General features: G+C 60.2%; 13 protein-coding genes. 7 read left to right on the forward strand and 6 right to left on the reverse strand.

Annotated features, from left to right (window positions below):
• Positions 1 to 9: 9 nt before the first annotated feature.
• Positions 10 to 1,299, reverse strand: coding sequence for an isocitrate lyase (aceA, locus tag AX760_RS06975; protein WP_071832274.1), 1,290 nt, complete (start codon positions 1,297 to 1,299; stop codon positions 10 to 12).
• 228 nt (positions 1,300 to 1,527) lie between these two features.
• On the opposite strand from aceA, the gene AX760_RS06980 reads away from it, so the two are divergent.
• Complete coding sequence (locus AX760_RS06980; RefSeq protein ID WP_071832275.1) at positions 1,528 to 2,937, forward strand: helix-turn-helix domain-containing protein; 1,410 nt, start codon at positions 1,528 to 1,530, stop codon at positions 2,935 to 2,937.
• Between the two features lie 9 nt (positions 2,938 to 2,946).
• Here the strand turns inward: AX760_RS06980 and AX760_RS06985 are convergent, their stop codons facing one another.
• Complete coding sequence (locus AX760_RS06985) at positions 2,947 to 3,900, reverse strand: fatty acid desaturase family protein (RefSeq protein ID WP_071832276.1); 954 nt, start codon at positions 3,898 to 3,900, stop codon at positions 2,947 to 2,949.
• Positions 3,901 to 4,247: 347 nt separating this feature from the next.
• Between AX760_RS06985 and AX760_RS06990 the strand changes: the two genes are divergently transcribed.
• The 5 genes from AX760_RS06990 (at position 4,248) to AX760_RS07010 (ending at position 8,672) form a co-directional block, all read left to right on the forward strand.
• Complete coding sequence (locus AX760_RS06990) at positions 4,248 to 5,342, forward strand: polyamine ABC transporter substrate-binding protein (RefSeq protein WP_071832277.1); 1,095 nt, start codon at positions 4,248 to 4,250, stop codon at positions 5,340 to 5,342.
• Positions 5,343 to 5,436: 94 nt separating this feature from the next.
• Positions 5,437 to 6,579 carry an ABC transporter ATP-binding protein gene (locus tag AX760_RS06995; protein ID WP_071832339.1) on the forward strand — a complete coding sequence of 381 codons (1,143 nt, stop codon included), beginning with the start codon at positions 5,437 to 5,439 and terminating at the stop codon, positions 6,577 to 6,579.
• A 4-nt stretch (positions 6,580 to 6,583) separates the two neighbouring features.
• Entirely contained in the window at positions 6,584 to 7,495 is a 912-nt protein-coding gene (locus tag AX760_RS07000) for an ABC transporter permease subunit (RefSeq protein WP_071832278.1), read from the forward strand.
• A 2-nt stretch (positions 7,496 to 7,497) separates the two neighbouring features.
• Entirely contained in the window at positions 7,498 to 8,313 is an 816-nt protein-coding gene (locus tag AX760_RS07005; protein ID WP_071832279.1) for an ABC transporter permease, read from the forward strand.
• A gap of 146 nt (positions 8,314 to 8,459) precedes the next feature.
• Positions 8,460 to 8,672: a hypothetical protein gene (locus tag AX760_RS07010; protein WP_071832280.1), complete on the forward strand. Its 213-nt coding sequence runs from the start codon at positions 8,460 to 8,462 to the stop codon at positions 8,670 to 8,672.
• Positions 8,673 to 8,711: 39 nt separating this feature from the next.
• On the opposite strand, the gene AX760_RS07015 is transcribed toward AX760_RS07010, so the two are convergent.
• Together AX760_RS07015 and AX760_RS07020 are read right to left on the reverse strand one after the other, a co-directional pair.
• Positions 8,712 to 8,966, reverse strand: coding sequence for a DUF6460 domain-containing protein (locus tag AX760_RS07015; protein WP_071832281.1), 255 nt, complete (start codon positions 8,964 to 8,966; stop codon positions 8,712 to 8,714).
• A gap of 108 nt (positions 8,967 to 9,074) precedes the next feature.
• Positions 9,075 to 10,919 carry an AsmA family protein gene (locus AX760_RS07020; RefSeq protein WP_175552031.1) on the reverse strand — a complete coding sequence of 615 codons (1,845 nt, stop codon included), beginning with the start codon at positions 10,917 to 10,919 and terminating at the stop codon, positions 9,075 to 9,077.
• Positions 10,920 to 11,096: 177 nt separating this feature from the next.
• On the opposite strand from AX760_RS07020, the gene AX760_RS07025 reads away from it, so the two are divergent.
• Positions 11,097 to 13,049: an acetoacetate--CoA ligase gene (locus AX760_RS07025; RefSeq protein WP_071832282.1), complete on the forward strand. Its 1,953-nt coding sequence runs from the start codon at positions 11,097 to 11,099 to the stop codon at positions 13,047 to 13,049.
• Between the two features lie 280 nt (positions 13,050 to 13,329).
• On the opposite strand, the gene AX760_RS07030 is transcribed toward AX760_RS07025, so the two are convergent.
• Both AX760_RS07030 and AX760_RS07035 read right to left on the reverse strand, forming a co-directional pair.
• Positions 13,330 to 15,012 carry an ABC transporter permease gene (locus AX760_RS07030; protein ID WP_071832283.1) on the reverse strand — a complete coding sequence of 561 codons (1,683 nt, stop codon included), beginning with the start codon at positions 15,010 to 15,012 and terminating at the stop codon, positions 13,330 to 13,332.
• Between the two features lie 171 nt (positions 15,013 to 15,183).
• The gene (locus AX760_RS07035) at positions 15,184 to 15,597 is read right to left on the reverse strand and encodes a hypothetical protein (RefSeq protein WP_071832284.1); all 414 of its coding nucleotides are present in this window, start codon (positions 15,595 to 15,597) and stop codon (positions 15,184 to 15,186) included.
• Positions 15,598 to 15,601: the final 4 nt, after the last annotated feature.

Here is a 15,601-nt window from a genome sequence, read left to right on the forward strand (position 1 = left end):
GGAACTGCCTTACTCCGCTGCGGGGCGGAACTGGTCGTGCTCGGTGGATTCGTGCATGGCGGTGGTCGAGGACTTTCCGCCGGAAATCGCCATCGACACGGCATCGAAATAGCCGGTGCCGACTTCGCGCTGGTGCTTGGTGGCGGTGTAGCCGTTGACCTCGGCGTCGAATTCCGCCTGCTGCAGCTCCGAATAGGCGGCCATCTGCCGGTCCTTGTAGCCGCGGGCAAGTTCGAACATGCCGTAGTTCAGCTGGTGGAAGCCGGCGAGTGTGATGAACTGGAACTTGTAGCCCATCTTGCCGAGTTCGCGCTGGTACATGGCGATCGTTGCGTCATCGAGGTTCTTCTTCCAGTTGAACGACGGCGAGCAATTATAGGCCAGCTTCTTGCCGGGATGCACCTTGTGCACGGCTTCGGCAAATTTCTTCGCCTGGCCGAGATCCGGCTTGGAGGTTTCCATCCAGATCATGTCGCAATAGGGCGCATAGGCGATGGCGCGGGCGATGCAGGGTTCGATCCCGTTCCGGACCTGATAGAAGCCCTCGACGGTGCGACCGGCATCATAATCAACAAACGGCTGGTCGCGCTCGTCGATGTCGGACGTCAGAAGCTTGGCGGCCTCCGCATCGGTGCGGGCAATGATCAGCGTTGGCGTGCCCATGACGTCGGCCGCAAGCCGGGCTGCCGTCAGGTTGCGGATGTGCGCTGCCGTCGGGATCAGCACCTTGCCGCCGAGATGGCCGCACTTCTTTTCAGATGCCAGCTGGTCCTCGTAGTGGACGCCGGCCGCACCGGCCTCGATGAAGGCCTTCATGATCTCGAAGGCGTTGAGCGGGCCGCCAAAACCGGCTTCCGCATCGGCGACGATCGGCGCGAACCAGGTGTCGACGGACAGGCCCTTGCCTTCGGCCGTCTCGATCTGGTCTGCCCGCTGCAGCGTCTTGTTGATCCGCTTGGCCAGCTCCGGCGCGGCATTGGCCGGATAGAGCGACTGGTCGGGATACATCGAGGATGCCGTATTGCTGTCGGCAGCGACCTGCCAGCCGGAGAGGTAGATCGCCTTCAGCCCGGCGCGAACCTGCTGCATGGCCTGGTTGCCGGTCATGGCACCGAGCGCATTGACGAAGTCCTCTTCGTGGATCAGTTTCCAAAGCCGGTTTGCGCCGCGCTCGGCCAGCGTATGGCTGATCTGCACCGAACCGCGCAGGCGCTGGACGTCTTCAGCGGTGTAGGGGCGCTCGATACCATCGAACCGGCCCTGCGGTGCGCCTGAAACCAGATTGTAAAAATTAGTCATGCTGTTCTCCTCGCAATTTTCATGACAACCAGAACTTTCGTTCAAGCGTTCGTCTCGTCTCAATGTGTGTGACAAGATTTACATTGCAGGGCACAATCAATCCAGTAGAAACCGAGAATACGCCTCTGGAAAAGGGTTATGCTGTCTTGTCTTTTACAAAAGCGAATTGTAATTCTGTAAAGACTGTAAATACGCATCTCCGCGCAGTTGTGTAAAAGGTATGACAGAATGGCCGAAACAAAAATTTTTGCAGGCCCCCGTGTCCGGCGCATTCGCAATGGCCTGTCGCTGACGCAGACGGCGATGGCCGAGGCACTGGCAATCTCCCCGTCCTATCTCAATCTCATCGAGCGCAACCAGCGTCCGCTGACGGTCCAGCTGCTTCTGAAGTTATCCTCGGTCTACAAGGTCGATCTCGACGAGTTGCAGGGCGAGACGTCGGGCAGTGCGGCGCAATTGCGCGAAGTGTTTGCCGATCCGTTGCTGGCGGGCGAATTGCCGGGCGATCAGGAACTGATCGAAGTGGCGGAGGCCGCGCCGAATGTGGCCAGCGGCATCCTGAAACTCTATCGTGCCTATCGCGAGCAGTCGTTGCGGCTGAAGGATCTGACGGGGCTGTTGTCGCAGGAGGGGCATGGCGCGGCCCTGTCCGAGACGCGGCTGCCGATGGACGGGGTCCGGGACCTGTTCGAGACGCAGCCATCCTATTTCGCCGGGCTCGACGCCGCAGCCGAGGCCTTTCACGCGCGGCTTTCGCCAGCGGATGATCTCCTGACCGCCTTGCGCGAATGGCTGCGCCGGGAGCATGGGCTTGCCGTCCGCACGCTGCCGATCCACGCCATGCCGAACCTGCGCCGCCGCTACGACCGGCATTCGATGCGGCTTTTCCTGTCCGAGCGCCTGTCGCCGGAAGAGCAGTTGCGCGAGATCGCGATGGAGGCTTCGGCACTGGCTTTCCCCGATGTTTTCACGCAGACGCTGGACGATATGCCGCTCTCCGGCGGCGAGGCCCGGCGCATCGCCCGCTTCGAACTGGCGCGCTATGCCGCCCATGCGCTGATGATGCCCTATGGCGTCTTCCACGCCGCCGCCCTGCGCGCGCGCTACGACGTGGACCTGCTGCGCGCGCGTTTCCGCGTTTCCTTCGAGCAGGCGGCCAGCCGTCTGACGACGCTGCAGCGGCCGGACATGGCGGGCATTCCGTTCTTCATGATGGAAATCGACAATGCCGGTCATCGCCTGCGCCGCGGCGGCGCGCAGGGGTTTCCGCAGGCACGGTTTGGCGGGCAGTGTCCGAAGCTTGCTGTGCACTCGGCCTTCACGCAGCCGGGCCAGGTCCTCGTCGACAGGGTCGAGATGCCGGGCGGGGCGATCTTCCTGACGGTGGCGCGGACACTGGAAGGGCCGCAGGCCGGTTTTCAGGAGCGTGTCCGCCGCACGGCCCTTCTGCTCGGCTGCGACTCGGCCCATGCAGGCGAGACGGTCTATGGCGATGGCGCATCGCCGCCGGTTCCTGTCGGTACCGCCTGCCGCCTTTGCGATCGGCAGGGCTGTCTGTCGAGGGCCGAGCCGCCTGTGACCCGCCCGCTCGGGCTCGACGAAATGGTCACCGGCCTCAGTGTCTTCGACTTCCAGTAGAAGCTGGATTCAATAGCTGACCGGGTGGTGGCTCGGCAGGAGTGGTGCGGTCGGGGCAAAACACTCCGATGCAAGGCCGGTCGTGTAGCCCCGCGTGATGTGGGCCTTTTCGGCATAGGTCTGGTTGCGCATCAGGATCGCATGCAGTTCCGGCAGATTATAGTAGGGCACGCCGGGATAGAGGTGGTGCTCGAGATGATAGTTGATGTTGTGGGGCGCGAAGAACAGCTTTTCCCACGCATGCGGATAGACGGTGCGTGAACTGCCGAGTTCGTCGGAATAATCCATGCTTCCGAAATGCTCCGCGACGCTGCGCACATAGAGAAACAGGCAGAAAAGCGTCAGGAAGGGCACGAGCCAGTAGGCAGCGAATGCCGTCCACAGGTCGAAAACGGAAAACACGATCGCCGCCGCCACATAAAAGCCGATCCGCAGCATCTTGTAGGTGCGGGTCGAGCGGTCGTGTTTGGAAATGCGTTTCGCCATATGCAGGATGTCGCGGATCGAATTGACCGCCACCAGATAACCGAGCAGCTGCACGATGCCGTGCAGGAGTTTCTGCGGAAAGGTGAACTGCGCCATGCCCAGTTTGGCTGCCCAGTCGGGGTCGTCGTCCGTGTTGGTGTGCTGGTGGTGGGCAAGGTGGTTCATCCGGTAGCCATCGACGGTCGCCATGATTGGCCAGGCGAGCAGAAGATCGCTCATCCAGTCGCTGACCTTGCGGTTCTTGATGATCCGGTAATGGGCCGCCTCATGCATCAGGCAACCGAAGGCATGCATCCGGCCGGCAATGACCAGCACGGCGGCGATATAGGCAAGCGGATGCTGCATGTACACGCTGAAGGCGATGGCGGCGGCGATGATCGCCCAGTCGCCAATGATCGCCAGGAGTGTTCTGTGGGGCTGGAGGACGGAGAGCCGTTTCAGCTCCCGCGGGTCGATCCGCTGCGACTTGACACTCATGATGCACACCCCGTGACGAAAAACACGAGACCCAAAATCGCAGCTTGGATAGGGTTAATCAATCGTTAATCGACTGGCCCGCAGACGATCTGCCGATATGGTTAAAATGCGATGCATTCCGCTCCGGCCGATTGTCCAAGGATCCAAGGGTACTGAAAAAACTGCATATTTGTCCAGATGCCCGATTTTTTAGCAGCCATGGGATTTGCCTTGCAGGCTTGCGTAAAAGCGCTTGTGGTTGTTCGAAAACATGCCTAACTTCCCAGAAGAACAATCAAGAGAGACCGGTAATGTCACAGGCAGGCACAGCGGCATGCCTCGGCAGAACCGATAAAAAGGGGAATTCTATGTCGAGAAAGATTGTCGCAGCCCTGTCCGCCCTGCTGGTGGCCGGGTCTGCCTCCTTTGCCTTTGCGCAGGAACGCGTCGTCAACGTCTACAACTGGTCCGACTATATCGATGCCAGCATCCTGGAAGATTTTACCAAGGAAACCGGCATCAAGGTTGTCTACGACGTCTTCGATTCCAACGAGATACTGGAAACCAAGTTGCTTGCCGGCAGCAGCGGCTATGATGTCGTGGTCCCCACGGCCGACTTCCTGCAGCGCCAGATACAGGCCGGTGCCTTCCAGAAGCTCGACAAGTCCAAGCTCCCCAATATCTCCAATATGTGGGACATGGTGATGGAGCGCACCGCCCAATACGATCCGGGCAATGAATATGGCCTCGACTACATGTGGGGCACGACAGGCATCGGCTATAATGTCGCGAAGACGAAGGCGATCCTCGGCAACGACGAGGCGCCGACCTGGGACGTGATCTTCAAACCGGAGATCGCTGCCAAGTTCAAGGACTGCGGCATCTACCTGCTCGATTCGCCGACGGACATCGTGCCCACCGCTTTGCTCTATCTCGGTCTCGATCCCAACAGCCACAACAGCGACGACCTGAAGAAGGCCGAGGAATTGCTGCTGTCCGTTCGCCCGAACATCCGCAAGTTCCATTCGTCGGAATACATCAATGCGCTGGCCAATGGCGATATCTGCCTGGCTGTCGGCTGGTCGGGTGACATCCTGCAGTCCCGCGACCGCGCGGCCGAGGCAAAGGCCGGTGTCGAGGTGAACTATGTCGTGCCGCCGCAGGGCGCCAAGATGTGGTTCGACATGATGGCCATTCCCGGCGATGCACCGCATGTCGAGGAGGCCCATGCCTTCCTCAACTACCTCATGAAGCCGGAAGTCATTGCCAAGGCCAGCGACTATGTCTTCTATGCCAATGGCAACAAGGCCTCCCAGGCCTTCATCAGCAAGGACGTGCTCGATGATCCGGCTGTCTATCCGAAACCGGAAACCATCGAGAAGTTGTTCAGCTTCCTGCCTTACGACCCGAAAACCCAACGCGTCGTGACGCGCCTCTGGACCAAGGTCGTCACCGGCCAATAACGATGAAGCGAATGGCCCGGATTTTGTAAATCCGGGCTTTTTCTTAAAGTGGGGTGCGAGGGATGCACCTGTCTGTGTCATTCGGGGATCGATGATGAAATCACTCGGCAGTATCCGGCGTTCCTTTGCTCCCTGGTCGGACCCCGCGTCCAAGCCGTTCATCTCCTTCAAGAACGTCACCAAGACGTTCGGCGATTTCGTCGCGGTCGACAATCTCTCGCTGGATATTTTCACCCGCGAATTCTTCGCGCTGCTGGGCGCATCCGGCTGTGGAAAGTCGACCTTGCTGCGCATGCTGGCCGGCTTCGAGCAGCCCAGTTCCGGCGAGATCATCCTTGATGGCCAGAGCCTTGCCGGCATTCCGCCCTACAAGCGGCCGGTCAACATGATGTTCCAGTCCTATGCGTTGTTCCCGCACATGACGGTCGAGAGCAATGTCGCTTTCGGCCTGAAGCAGGACGGCATGCCAAAGGCGGATATCGCCGAGCGCGTCGACCAGATGCTGAAGCTGGTCAAGCTCGACAAGTTTGCCAAGCGCAAGCCGCACCAACTCTCCGGCGGGCAGCGGCAGCGCGTGGCGCTTGCCCGCTCGATCGCCAAGCGTCCGAAGGTGCTTCTGCTCGACGAGCCGCTCGGTGCCCTCGACAAGAAGCTGCGTGAGGAAACCCAGTTCGAACTGATGGATCTACAGCAGCAACTCGGCCTGACGTTCGTGGTCGTCACCCATGACCAGGAAGAGGCCATGACCATGGCTGACCGCATTGCCGTCATGGCACACGGCAAGGTCATCCAGGTGGCAACGCCACCCGAAATCTACGAGGCACCGAATTCGCGTTTCGTCGCCGACTTCATCGGTGACGTGAACATATTCGACGGGACGGTGTCTGCGGTCAGCGACGGTTTTGTGCGGATCGAGACCGAAGGTGGCCTGTCGATCAAGGTCGCATCGCAGGAGACGCCGGCCGTCGGCGGCAAGGCGGGCTTTGCCGTTCGCCCGGAAAAGATCCGGGTCGGCAACACGCAGCCGGCCTGCGCCCCGCTCAATGCCGCGCAGGGTGTCGTCTGGGACATCGGCTATCTCGGCGACATGACGGTCTTCCACGTCAAGCTTGGCGATGGGCGTGTGGTCAAGGCATCGTCCTTGAATGCCGTGCGCTTGGTCGAGGATCCGATCGGCTACGATCAGGACGTCTGGGTCTGGTTTGACGAAAACGCCGGCGTCGTGCTGAGGGATTGAGCCCATGTCTAAATTCGGATCGGCAATCTTCAACCGGCTCGTGATCATCATTCCCTATGCCTGGTTGCTGGTTTTCTTCCTCATACCGTTTTTCATCGTCTTCCGGATTTCCCTGTCGGAAACCGCGGTCGCCATGCCGCCCTATCTTCCCGTCTTCAACTGGGACGATGGCCTGTCGGGTATTTTTGATGGCATCCGGCAGTTTTCGATCGCCAACTACCTCTGGCTGACGGAGGATTCGCTCTATATCAATGCCTACGGATCCAGCCTCTGGATTGCCGGCGTGTCGACGCTCCTGACACTGATGATTGCCTATCCGATTGCCTATGCCATGGCGCAGGCGCCCGGCTCCATCCGCCCGACCCTGCTGATGCTCGTCATCCTGCCGTTCTGGACCAGCTTCCTGATCCGGGTCTACGCCTGGATCGCCATCCTGAAGCCGGAGGGGCTGTTCAACCAGCTGCTGTTGACGCTGGGGCTGATCGACCAGCCGCTGATCATTCTCAACACCAATTGGGCGATCTATATCGGCATCGTCTATTCCTACCTGCCGTTCATGGTGCTGCCGATCTATTCCGCGCTGGAAAAAATGGACCACAGCCTGACCGAAGCGGCACAGGATCTCGGTTGCACGCCGATATCCGCCTTCTGGCAGGTCACTTTCCGGCTGTCGATGCCGGGTGTCATTGCCGGCTGCATGCTGGTGTTCATTCCAGCGGTCGGCGAGTTCGTCATTCCGGATCTGCTCGGCGGATCGGAAACCCTGATGATCGGCAAGACGCTGTGGAACGAATTCAACGCCAATCGCGACTGGCCGGTGTCCTCGGCGGTCGCCACGATCCTCCTGCTCATTCTGGTGGTGCCGATCATGTTCTTCCAGCAGGCCCAGGCCAAAGCTGATAGCGAGGGGAGATAGGCATGCAACGCTGGTCCCGCTTCAACATCCTGTCTCTCGTTTTCGGCTTTGCCTTCCTCTATCTGCCGATCGTGCTGCTGGTGATCTTCTCCTTCAATGAATCCAAGCTCGTGACCGTCTGGTCCGGCTTCTCCATCAAATGGTACGTGCAGCTGTTTCAAAACCAGGGCCTGATCGATGCCGCCTGGGTGACGTTCCGCGTGGCGCTGCTTTCTGCCACCTGCGCCACCGTTCTGGGCACGCTGGCGGCCCTGGCCATCACGCGTTACACCCGGTTTCGCGGACGCATGCTGTTTTCCGGCATGATCTATGCGCCTCTGGTCATGCCGGAAGTCATCACCGGACTGTCGCTGCTGCTTTTGTTTGTGGCGATCGGCTTTGATCGTGGCTTCTGGACGCTGACCTTGGCCCACATCACCTTCACCATGTGCTTCGTGGCCGTTGTCGTGCAGTCCCGCCTGATGAGTTTCGATCGGTCGATCGAAGAGGCGGCCATGGATCTGGGGGCAACGCCGGTCACTACCTTCATGAAGATCACGCTTCCAGTCATCGCACCGGCGGTGTTTTCCGGCTGGGTTCTGGCGCTGACACTGTCGCTCGACGATCTCGTGATCTCCAGCTTTACCTCCGGGCCGGGCGCAACGACATTGCCGATGAAAATCTACAGTCAGGTGCGGCTGGGTGTGACGCCGGAGATCAACGCCGTCTGCACGATTCTGATCGGCATCGTCGCCTTCGGCGTGCTGATCGCCTCGATCGTCTCGCGTCGCGCTGAGGCGCAGCGCGTCAAGGATGAACGGGCTGCATTCGGACATTAGTCGTGCATAGGACCCGTGCGGCATGTGCCATCGGCGATCGTGACATGATTTGAACAGTTTCCGCACGTTTAAACGCTGGGTAAATAAAAGTTGATTCCGCTTAACGGCGGATATCGTGACGTATTCTTTCTGGGGGGCATTGCACAATGAGCAAATGGCGAAACGAACCCATGCTGCCGCATCATGTTAATCTGTGTCAGCGTGTCTTTGACAGGGCGAAAGCGGCGAGACGGATTTCGGTCGAAAGCGATGCAAATGATCCGGTTGCGGCGCTTGTTCTGACGCTGTACCGGCATGGCGTTCACGAAGAGGACGATTTGCTGGCGCGCGTGCTGGCAGCACTCGACGAGGAATCGTAAGGTCTTCTCCATCCGCGCTATCGGTGAGCCAGGCGGCGCTCAGTCGCGCTCGCGTTCCCTTGGCGGGAGAAAGACGTAGGTGAGGAACCACAGCGGCAGCACGATCATCGATCCCAGAAGCATGTTGGGCACGGCCCAGTTCGTCGCCTGCAGGACATAACCCCAGACTGCCTCAGGCGTCATGCCGATCTGTTCGAGGATCTGTGCCGACGAAATGTTGAACAGGGAAAGCCCGGCCCCCGCAAACAGCGATGCGAGCGCGATCTTGAAAACGGCGGCCAGAAAACGCAGCACGGGCACATCTCCTGTGAGCTGATTCGCTGATTTATTTTAGAGGTTTATCAGGCAGTCCGCATAAGTCTTTCGCAGACGATCCGCGGTCGTCAGGGTCGTAATCTGTCTTCAGGGGCGGATAAGCACCGAAAGTGGTGAAATCACCGGGTTTGGCCATGATCCGCCGACGAAAAAACGCAACGGCGCCGCCTCCGGCTGCGGCTTGGCTGCTTTCAACACGCCCGCCAGGGCAAGGCTTCCGGTTCGGTAGGGGATGCGGCCCGCCAACGTGAGCGTTTGCTGCTGGCCAACGATATCGGCTCTCGTCAATTCAGCGACGCCGTCCTTGATGGTCGCCTCGATATCGGCTGTCGAAAAAGCAAACGAGCCGGCCGTCACCTCCGAAAGATTGAAAAACGCATCCCGGGCCACCAGCGTTTCGAAGTCCGCGGCGTTGAAGTTGACGAGCTTTCCGTCGTTGACGGCCAGCCGGACCCGCCCGGACAGATCGCTGGCGGTCATGGCCCACATCGGCTTGTCCGTTGAAAGGTCGAGGCTGAGGTCGCCGCGGCCGAGCGGCAGGGGGCCTTCAAGCGCGAGCTGGCTGGCCAGCGATTCCAGATCGGCACCCTTGAGCGCAAGGGCCAGTTCGCCCCCACCATTGATCCATTGCTCGGCGATGGCGATGCGGCCGCTGAGCGAGCCGCCGGCATAACCGCTGTCGCCAATATCGAAGGATGCCCGGCCATCCCGCACCATGGCGCCAGCGGCAAGATCGGTCAGCATGATAGGCCCGAGTTTGGCCTGTTGCGCTGACAGGCGCAGATCGAGACGCAGCCATTCCATGAAGCGGGTGTTGACGGTTCTGGCAATCCCGTCGGACGCAGCCGGCAGCGGTGCAAGCGCCCGGAACAGGGTGTTGAGATCAAGACTGTCGAAGGCCAAAGTTCCGCCGATGCGCGGCAGGTGGCCGTCGGGCCGCGTGATGTCGAGAACGCCGGTCGCATTTCCACCGTTGAGCGCCAGGGTCAGATTGTCGAGCTTGAGCGCCTGCCTGCCGACCGTCATTGCTGCGTCCAGGCTGATGGCATCAACCGCTGCAGCTTGGCCGATATCCATTCCGACCCAGCGCAAAAGGGCCGAAACAGACGGTGCAGAAAAGGATGACTGTCCGGAAAAGAAGGCACTCGCCGAAAGACTGCCTGCACCGTCAAACGCGAAGTTGACCGGCGCCGAGGTCAACGCGGTGCTGATCGGCGTTCTGAGGCCGGAGAAAAACGACAGGGGATCATCGCAGACAAACGACCATTTGACGCTTTCCCCCTTGATAACGGCGGACAGGTTGGCCCGGATCCGCTCGGACGGGGTCGGCCAGGCAATGGTGCCGGTGATATCGGTGATGCGGTAATCGGTACCTGTTGGCTGGTCGGCAATGTCGAGGATGCCGTTTTCGATTGTGATATCACCGATCGGTGTACCCTGCGCCAGCACGGGCTTCTGGTCTGGCTCGCCGTCCATCGCATCCGCCATCCATCCGGCCTTGCGCCAGTTGAGCGTGCCGTCCGCCAGCCGTTCGATGCGGAATGCCGGCGCTAGAAGATGGAAATCGGTGAAAACCGGCGTGCCGCGAAGAGCGGCCAGAACGTCGAAATCGGCGGTGATCGCCTGGGCTTTCGCCATGGTTTGCGGATTGTCTCCAACCGAGACGATGGTGACGTCGTGCAGCGTCAGGTGCGGACGCGGCCAGAAGCTGATCGTCGGATCATTGCTGATGCTTGCAAGCCCGCCGGTCCAGGACGAAAGCGCATCTTCCATGTTCGCCTTGACGCTGGCCGTCGACACGAAAAGCGGCAGGGCGACCTTGAACAGCACCACAAGAAGGAAGGCCGCAAGCACCGTCAGTCGGAAGATCGTCGACTGCAAAACACCGCCGAGCCGGATTGTCTTGATCCTGTTCTGAAAGATGTTTTTCATTGTAGCCCGACGATTGTTGCGATCGCAGCCGATCCCGGCCTCTGGATAGGCTTTCAACCGCAAAAAATCAAACGCCAGGGACCGGAAATGTCGCTGCAATGGCATTGCGGCGCGGGCCAGGCTGTTTATCCTGCGTCGCAGCATGATATAGCATCAGGCAGTGGAGTGGAGGACAGCATGCAGTCAGATCGGCCTTTGTGGACACCATCCGAAAGCTTCATTGCGCAGACGCCCATGCGTGCCTTCATGACCTGGTGCGAAACACGGTTTTCCCGCCGGTTTGCGGATTATGACGCCTTCCACGACTGGTCCGTCGTCGAGCCTGGCGATTTCTGGATAGCCGTCTGGGAGCATTGCGGGGTGATCGGCGATCGCGGCGCGGAAGCCCTGGTCCACGGCGATGTCATGCTGGACGCGCGGTTCTTCCCGGACGCAACGTTGAATTTTGCCGAAAACCTTCTCACCAGGACCGGCGGCGGTGATGCGCTGATCTTCCGCGGCGAAGACAAGGCCGCATCGCGCCTGTCATGGGACGACCTGCAGGCGCTCGTCTCGCGTTTGCAGCAGGCGCTCACCGCCATGGGGATCGGCAAGGGCGATCGCGTCGCGGCGATGATGCCGAACATGCCGGAAACCATCGCGTTGATGCTGGCCGTGACGTCGATTGGCGGCATCTGGTCATCCTGTTCGCCGGATTTTGGTGAGCAGGGCGTGCTCGACCGCTTCGGCCAGATCGAACCCAAGCTGTTCATCGCCTGCGATGGCTACTGGTATGGCGGCAAGCTGCAGGACGTATCCGTCAAGGTGCAGGCCGTGACGCGGAAGCTGGCTATCCCGGCGCTGGTCATTCCCTATGCCGGCGATGCCGGGTCGCTGGCGTTGTCGCTCGAGGACGGGCGCACGCTTTCGGAATTCATCGCGCCGTTCGAGGCGCGGCCGGTGGAATATCCCCGCCTGCCGTTTTCGCACCCGCTCTATATCCTGTTTTCGTCGGGCACCACGGGCGTGCCCAAGTGCATCGTCCATTCGGCGGGCGGCACCTTGTTGCAGCATCTCAAGGAGCACCGGTTTCATTGCGGCCTGCGCGAAGATGAAAAGCTCTTTTACTTCACCACCTGCGGCTGGATGATGTGGAACTGGCTGGTCTCGGGGCTCGCCGTCGGCGCCACGCTCTGCCTCTATGACGGCTCGCCCTTCCATCCGGATGGCAATGTCCTGTTCGATTACGCCCAGGCCGAAAAGTTCGCGATCTTCGGTACCTCCGCCAAATATATCGACGCGGTGCGCAAGGGCGGTTTCACGCCGGTCAGCACCCATGATCTGAGTGCGCTCCGGTTGATGACCTCGACCGGATCGCCGCTGTCGCCGGAAGGCTTTTCCTTCGTCTACGAGGGCATCAAGCCCGACGTGCAATTGGCCTCGATCTCCGGAGGCACCGATATTGTCTCCTGTTTCGTGCTCGGCAATCCGCTAAAGCCCGTCTGGCGCGGCGAGATCCAGGGGCCGGGCCTTGGCCTTGCCATGGATGTCTGGAATGACGAGGGCAAGCCGGTGCGCCGCGAAAAGGGCGAGCTTGTCTGCACCAGGGCTTTTCCGTCCATGCCGGTGATGTTCTGGAACGATCCCGAAGGCGCCAAGTACCGGGCTGCGTATTTCGAGCGCTTCGACAATATCTGGTGTCACGGCGATTTTGCCGAATGGACCGAACATGACGGCATCATCATCCATGGCCGCTCGGATGCAACGCTCAATCCCGGCGGCGTGCGGATCGGCACGGCCGAGATCTACAACCAGGTCGAGCAGATGGAAGAGGTCGCCGAGGCCCTGTGCATCGGGCAGGACTGGGACGATGATGTGCGTGTCGTGCTTTTTGTGCGGCTGGCTGCCGGTTTTGTGCTGACCGAGGCGCTGGAAAAGGCGATCAAGGCACGCGTCCGCACGGGCGCCACGCCACGCCACGTGCCGGCCAGGATCATCGCCGTCGCTGACATTCCGCGCACCAAATCAGGCAAGATCGTCGAACTCGCTGTCCGCGATGTGGTGCATGGCAGGGTTGTGAAGAACAAGGAGGCGCTTGCCAATCCGGAGGCTCTCGATCTGTTTGCCAATCTGCCGCAACTGATGACCTGAGCCGAGGGCTGTTAACACTTTGGCGCCGGCAGAATTAACCAAAGCTTTCACTTCAGGGGCGTTAGGTTAAATTTTAGCGGTCTGCGGCAAGGTTTTGTTAACGACTGACAGCGCATGGTGACCTCAACTTGATGGCGTCCAATGAGTGGGCTGCTCGCAGCAGAGGTGCTGCCACTGACATGATGTCATCCCCTATCGAGATCTGTTTGTTGGCATTCAACTTATCGAGGCAGCCCATGGGTTGCCTCTTTTTTTGCCTGCATCAAGGCCGAACGGTGTGTCAGCGCGTCCGCTCCAGAGAGCGCGAGACGAGAATGACCGGGATCATGCCGGCGAGAATGATGATGATCGCGGCGACCGACGCATCTTCCACCTTTGCCCGCGACGCATCCTCGTAGACCAGCGTTGCCAGCGTGTTGAAGTTGAATGGCCGCAGCATGATCGTTGCCGAAAGCTCCTTCATCGTTTCGATGAACACCATCAGGGCAGCCGAAAGCACCGCCGGGCGCATCATCGGGAGAAGAACGCTTTTCAGCGTCTGCCCGCTGGTTCGGCCAAGCGTGCGGGCCGCCATGTCGAGATGCGGCGACAGCTTCTGGAACCCGGCTTCGATCGAGCCTTCCGCCATGGTGAGAAAGCGCACCGAGCAGGCATAGATGATGGCGAAGCCCGTCCCGGAGAGAAGAAGGCCGCTCGAAATGCCGACATGGCTGCGCAGGAAGGCATCCATGCCATTGTCGATGCCGGCCAGCGGAAAGAGCACGCCGATGGCAAGAACGGTTCCCGGAACGCCGTAGCCGAAGGCCGACAGGCGCCCCGCGAGGCCGATGAACCGCGAGCGGCTTGTGCGGGCCGCATAGGCGAGCACGAAGCCAAGCACGACGGTGATGATGGCGGCACAGCTTGCAACGAGGATGCTGTTCATCAGCGCCTGCAACAGTCGCGGCTCGAGGAACTGGTCGAGCCGCTTCAGCGCATAGCCGCCCAGCACGATCAGCGGAACGGCAAAGCCGAGCAGCACCGGCAGAAGGCAGGCGATCATCGCCGCCCATTTTTTCCAGCCGGAGAGGCGCAGGCGGATGGCATCGTGGACGCCGGCCGTTGTCTTCTGGCTGGCGAAGCGCTGGCGCCGCCGCGCCGCACGTTCGATCATCATCAATAAGACGACGAAGACCAGCATGATGCAGGCGATCTGGGCTGCCCCGGCAAGGCTGCCGCGATTGAGCCAGGTATCGAAGATCGAAAAGGTCAGCGTCTGCACGCCGAGGAACTCGACGGCCCCGATGTCGTTCAGGGTTTCCATCGCAACCAGCGTGATGCCGACCATGATCGCCGGGCGCGCCATCGGGATCTGCACCTTGAGGAATACCTTGAGCGGGCTGGCGCCCAGCGTACGGGCCACATCGGCGGCGGCCCGGCCCTGCATCAGGAACATCGCCCGGCAGGCGAGGTAGATATAGGGATAGAGCACAGAGCCCAGAACAAGCACGGCACCGCCGAGAGATCGCACATCCGGAAACCAGTAGTCGCGGCTCGACTGGAAGCCGAAGATCGCCCGGACCGTGGATTGCAGTGGTCCGGTATAGGTGAAGAGTTCGCCGAATGCGTAGGCCGCGAGATAGGCTGGAATGGCCAGCGGCAAAACAAGGGCGGCGGCGAGAAACCGCCTGAAGGGAAACTCGCAACTGGCGACCAGCCAGGCGGTGACGATGCCGGTGATGGCCGTCACGGTCCCGGTCAGGACAATCAGGAGCAGCGTGCGCCCGGTCGCGCGCGGAATGACATAGGCCATCAGATGCGCCCAGTCGCTGTCGCCGCCGGTGACCGCAAGCCAGGCGATGGCGAGAATGGGCAAAAGCACGACCGCGCAGGTCAGCGCCGCCGCCAGAGCAAGCAAGGGATGGGCACCACCGATACCGGCAAACAGCCGTGTGCGCTTCAGGACATGGGTATCAGACGGCAAGGCTCATCTTTCCGCAGCGCGGGCAAGGCTCCGCAAAATGTCGAAAATGCTGGCGGGCAAACTGGTTCGCCACGCTCAACATTTCCTAACGTATAATTCCCGAAACCGGAATTGCTTTGACTGGATGACTGGCGATTTCAGCGTTTTTCAACAAGAGCGATACGCGGATCCCTATCGCACCCAGATCCAGAGCGTTTTTGGATTGTGAATTGCCAGCCCCGCAGCGGAGAGATAGAGGCCGCGAATGCTCCTTGTCGCAACCCATATTAGGACAAGCCAATACAGGTTGCCAAACATCCGTACGCTCCAAACCGTTTCGTGCGGCGGAGACCGTGACGGAAGCCAAATCATCGTGACAAAGAAATAGAGAACCGCGACCATGCCCATCAAAAGGGCGATCAAGGTCGTCCTGTATTGGAAAATATAGTGACTTTGTTCGGGGCCTTGCGTTTGGGTGCTTCTTTTGCGCGCAATGAAGTGCGCAACAATAATGAACACTCCCATGATGCCACCGAGAAGAATGAAGGCATAATTCTTGGCAATGGCGCTGTCGAGACTGTGGGATGTCAAACCCTGTTCGGTCATGATG

The organism is Pararhizobium antarcticum (assembly GCF_001885585.1).
Classification (GTDB): domain Bacteria; phylum Pseudomonadota; class Alphaproteobacteria; order Rhizobiales; family Rhizobiaceae; genus Pararhizobium; species Pararhizobium antarcticum.

Coding starts and splice junctions, on each gene's coding strand:
- AX760_RS07035 (WP_071832284.1), bottom strand. CDS start 15,597: ATGACCGAACAGGGTTTGACATCCCACAGTCTCGACAGCGCCATTGCC.
- AX760_RS06990 (WP_071832277.1), top strand. CDS start 4,248: ATGTCGAGAAAGATTGTCGCAGCCCTGTCCGCCCTGCTGGTGGCCGGG.
- AX760_RS07025 (WP_071832282.1), top strand. CDS start 11,097: ATGCAGTCAGATCGGCCTTTGTGGACACCATCCGAAAGCTTCATTGCG.
- aceA (WP_071832274.1), bottom strand. CDS start 1,299: ATGACTAATTTTTACAATCTGGTTTCAGGCGCACCGCAGGGCCGGTTC.
- AX760_RS06985 (WP_071832276.1), bottom strand. CDS start 3,900: ATGAGTGTCAAGTCGCAGCGGATCGACCCGCGGGAGCTGAAACGGCTC.
- AX760_RS06980 (WP_071832275.1), top strand. CDS start 1,528: ATGGCCGAAACAAAAATTTTTGCAGGCCCCCGTGTCCGGCGCATTCGC.
- AX760_RS07000 (WP_071832278.1), top strand. CDS start 6,584: ATGTCTAAATTCGGATCGGCAATCTTCAACCGGCTCGTGATCATCATT.
- AX760_RS07005 (WP_071832279.1), top strand. CDS start 7,498: ATGCAACGCTGGTCCCGCTTCAACATCCTGTCTCTCGTTTTCGGCTTT.
- AX760_RS06995 (WP_071832339.1), top strand. CDS start 5,437: ATGAAATCACTCGGCAGTATCCGGCGTTCCTTTGCTCCCTGGTCGGAC.
- AX760_RS07020 (WP_175552031.1), bottom strand. CDS start 10,919: ATGAAAAACATCTTTCAGAACAGGATCAAGACAATCCGGCTCGGCGGT.
- AX760_RS07010 (WP_071832280.1), top strand. CDS start 8,460: ATGAGCAAATGGCGAAACGAACCCATGCTGCCGCATCATGTTAATCTG.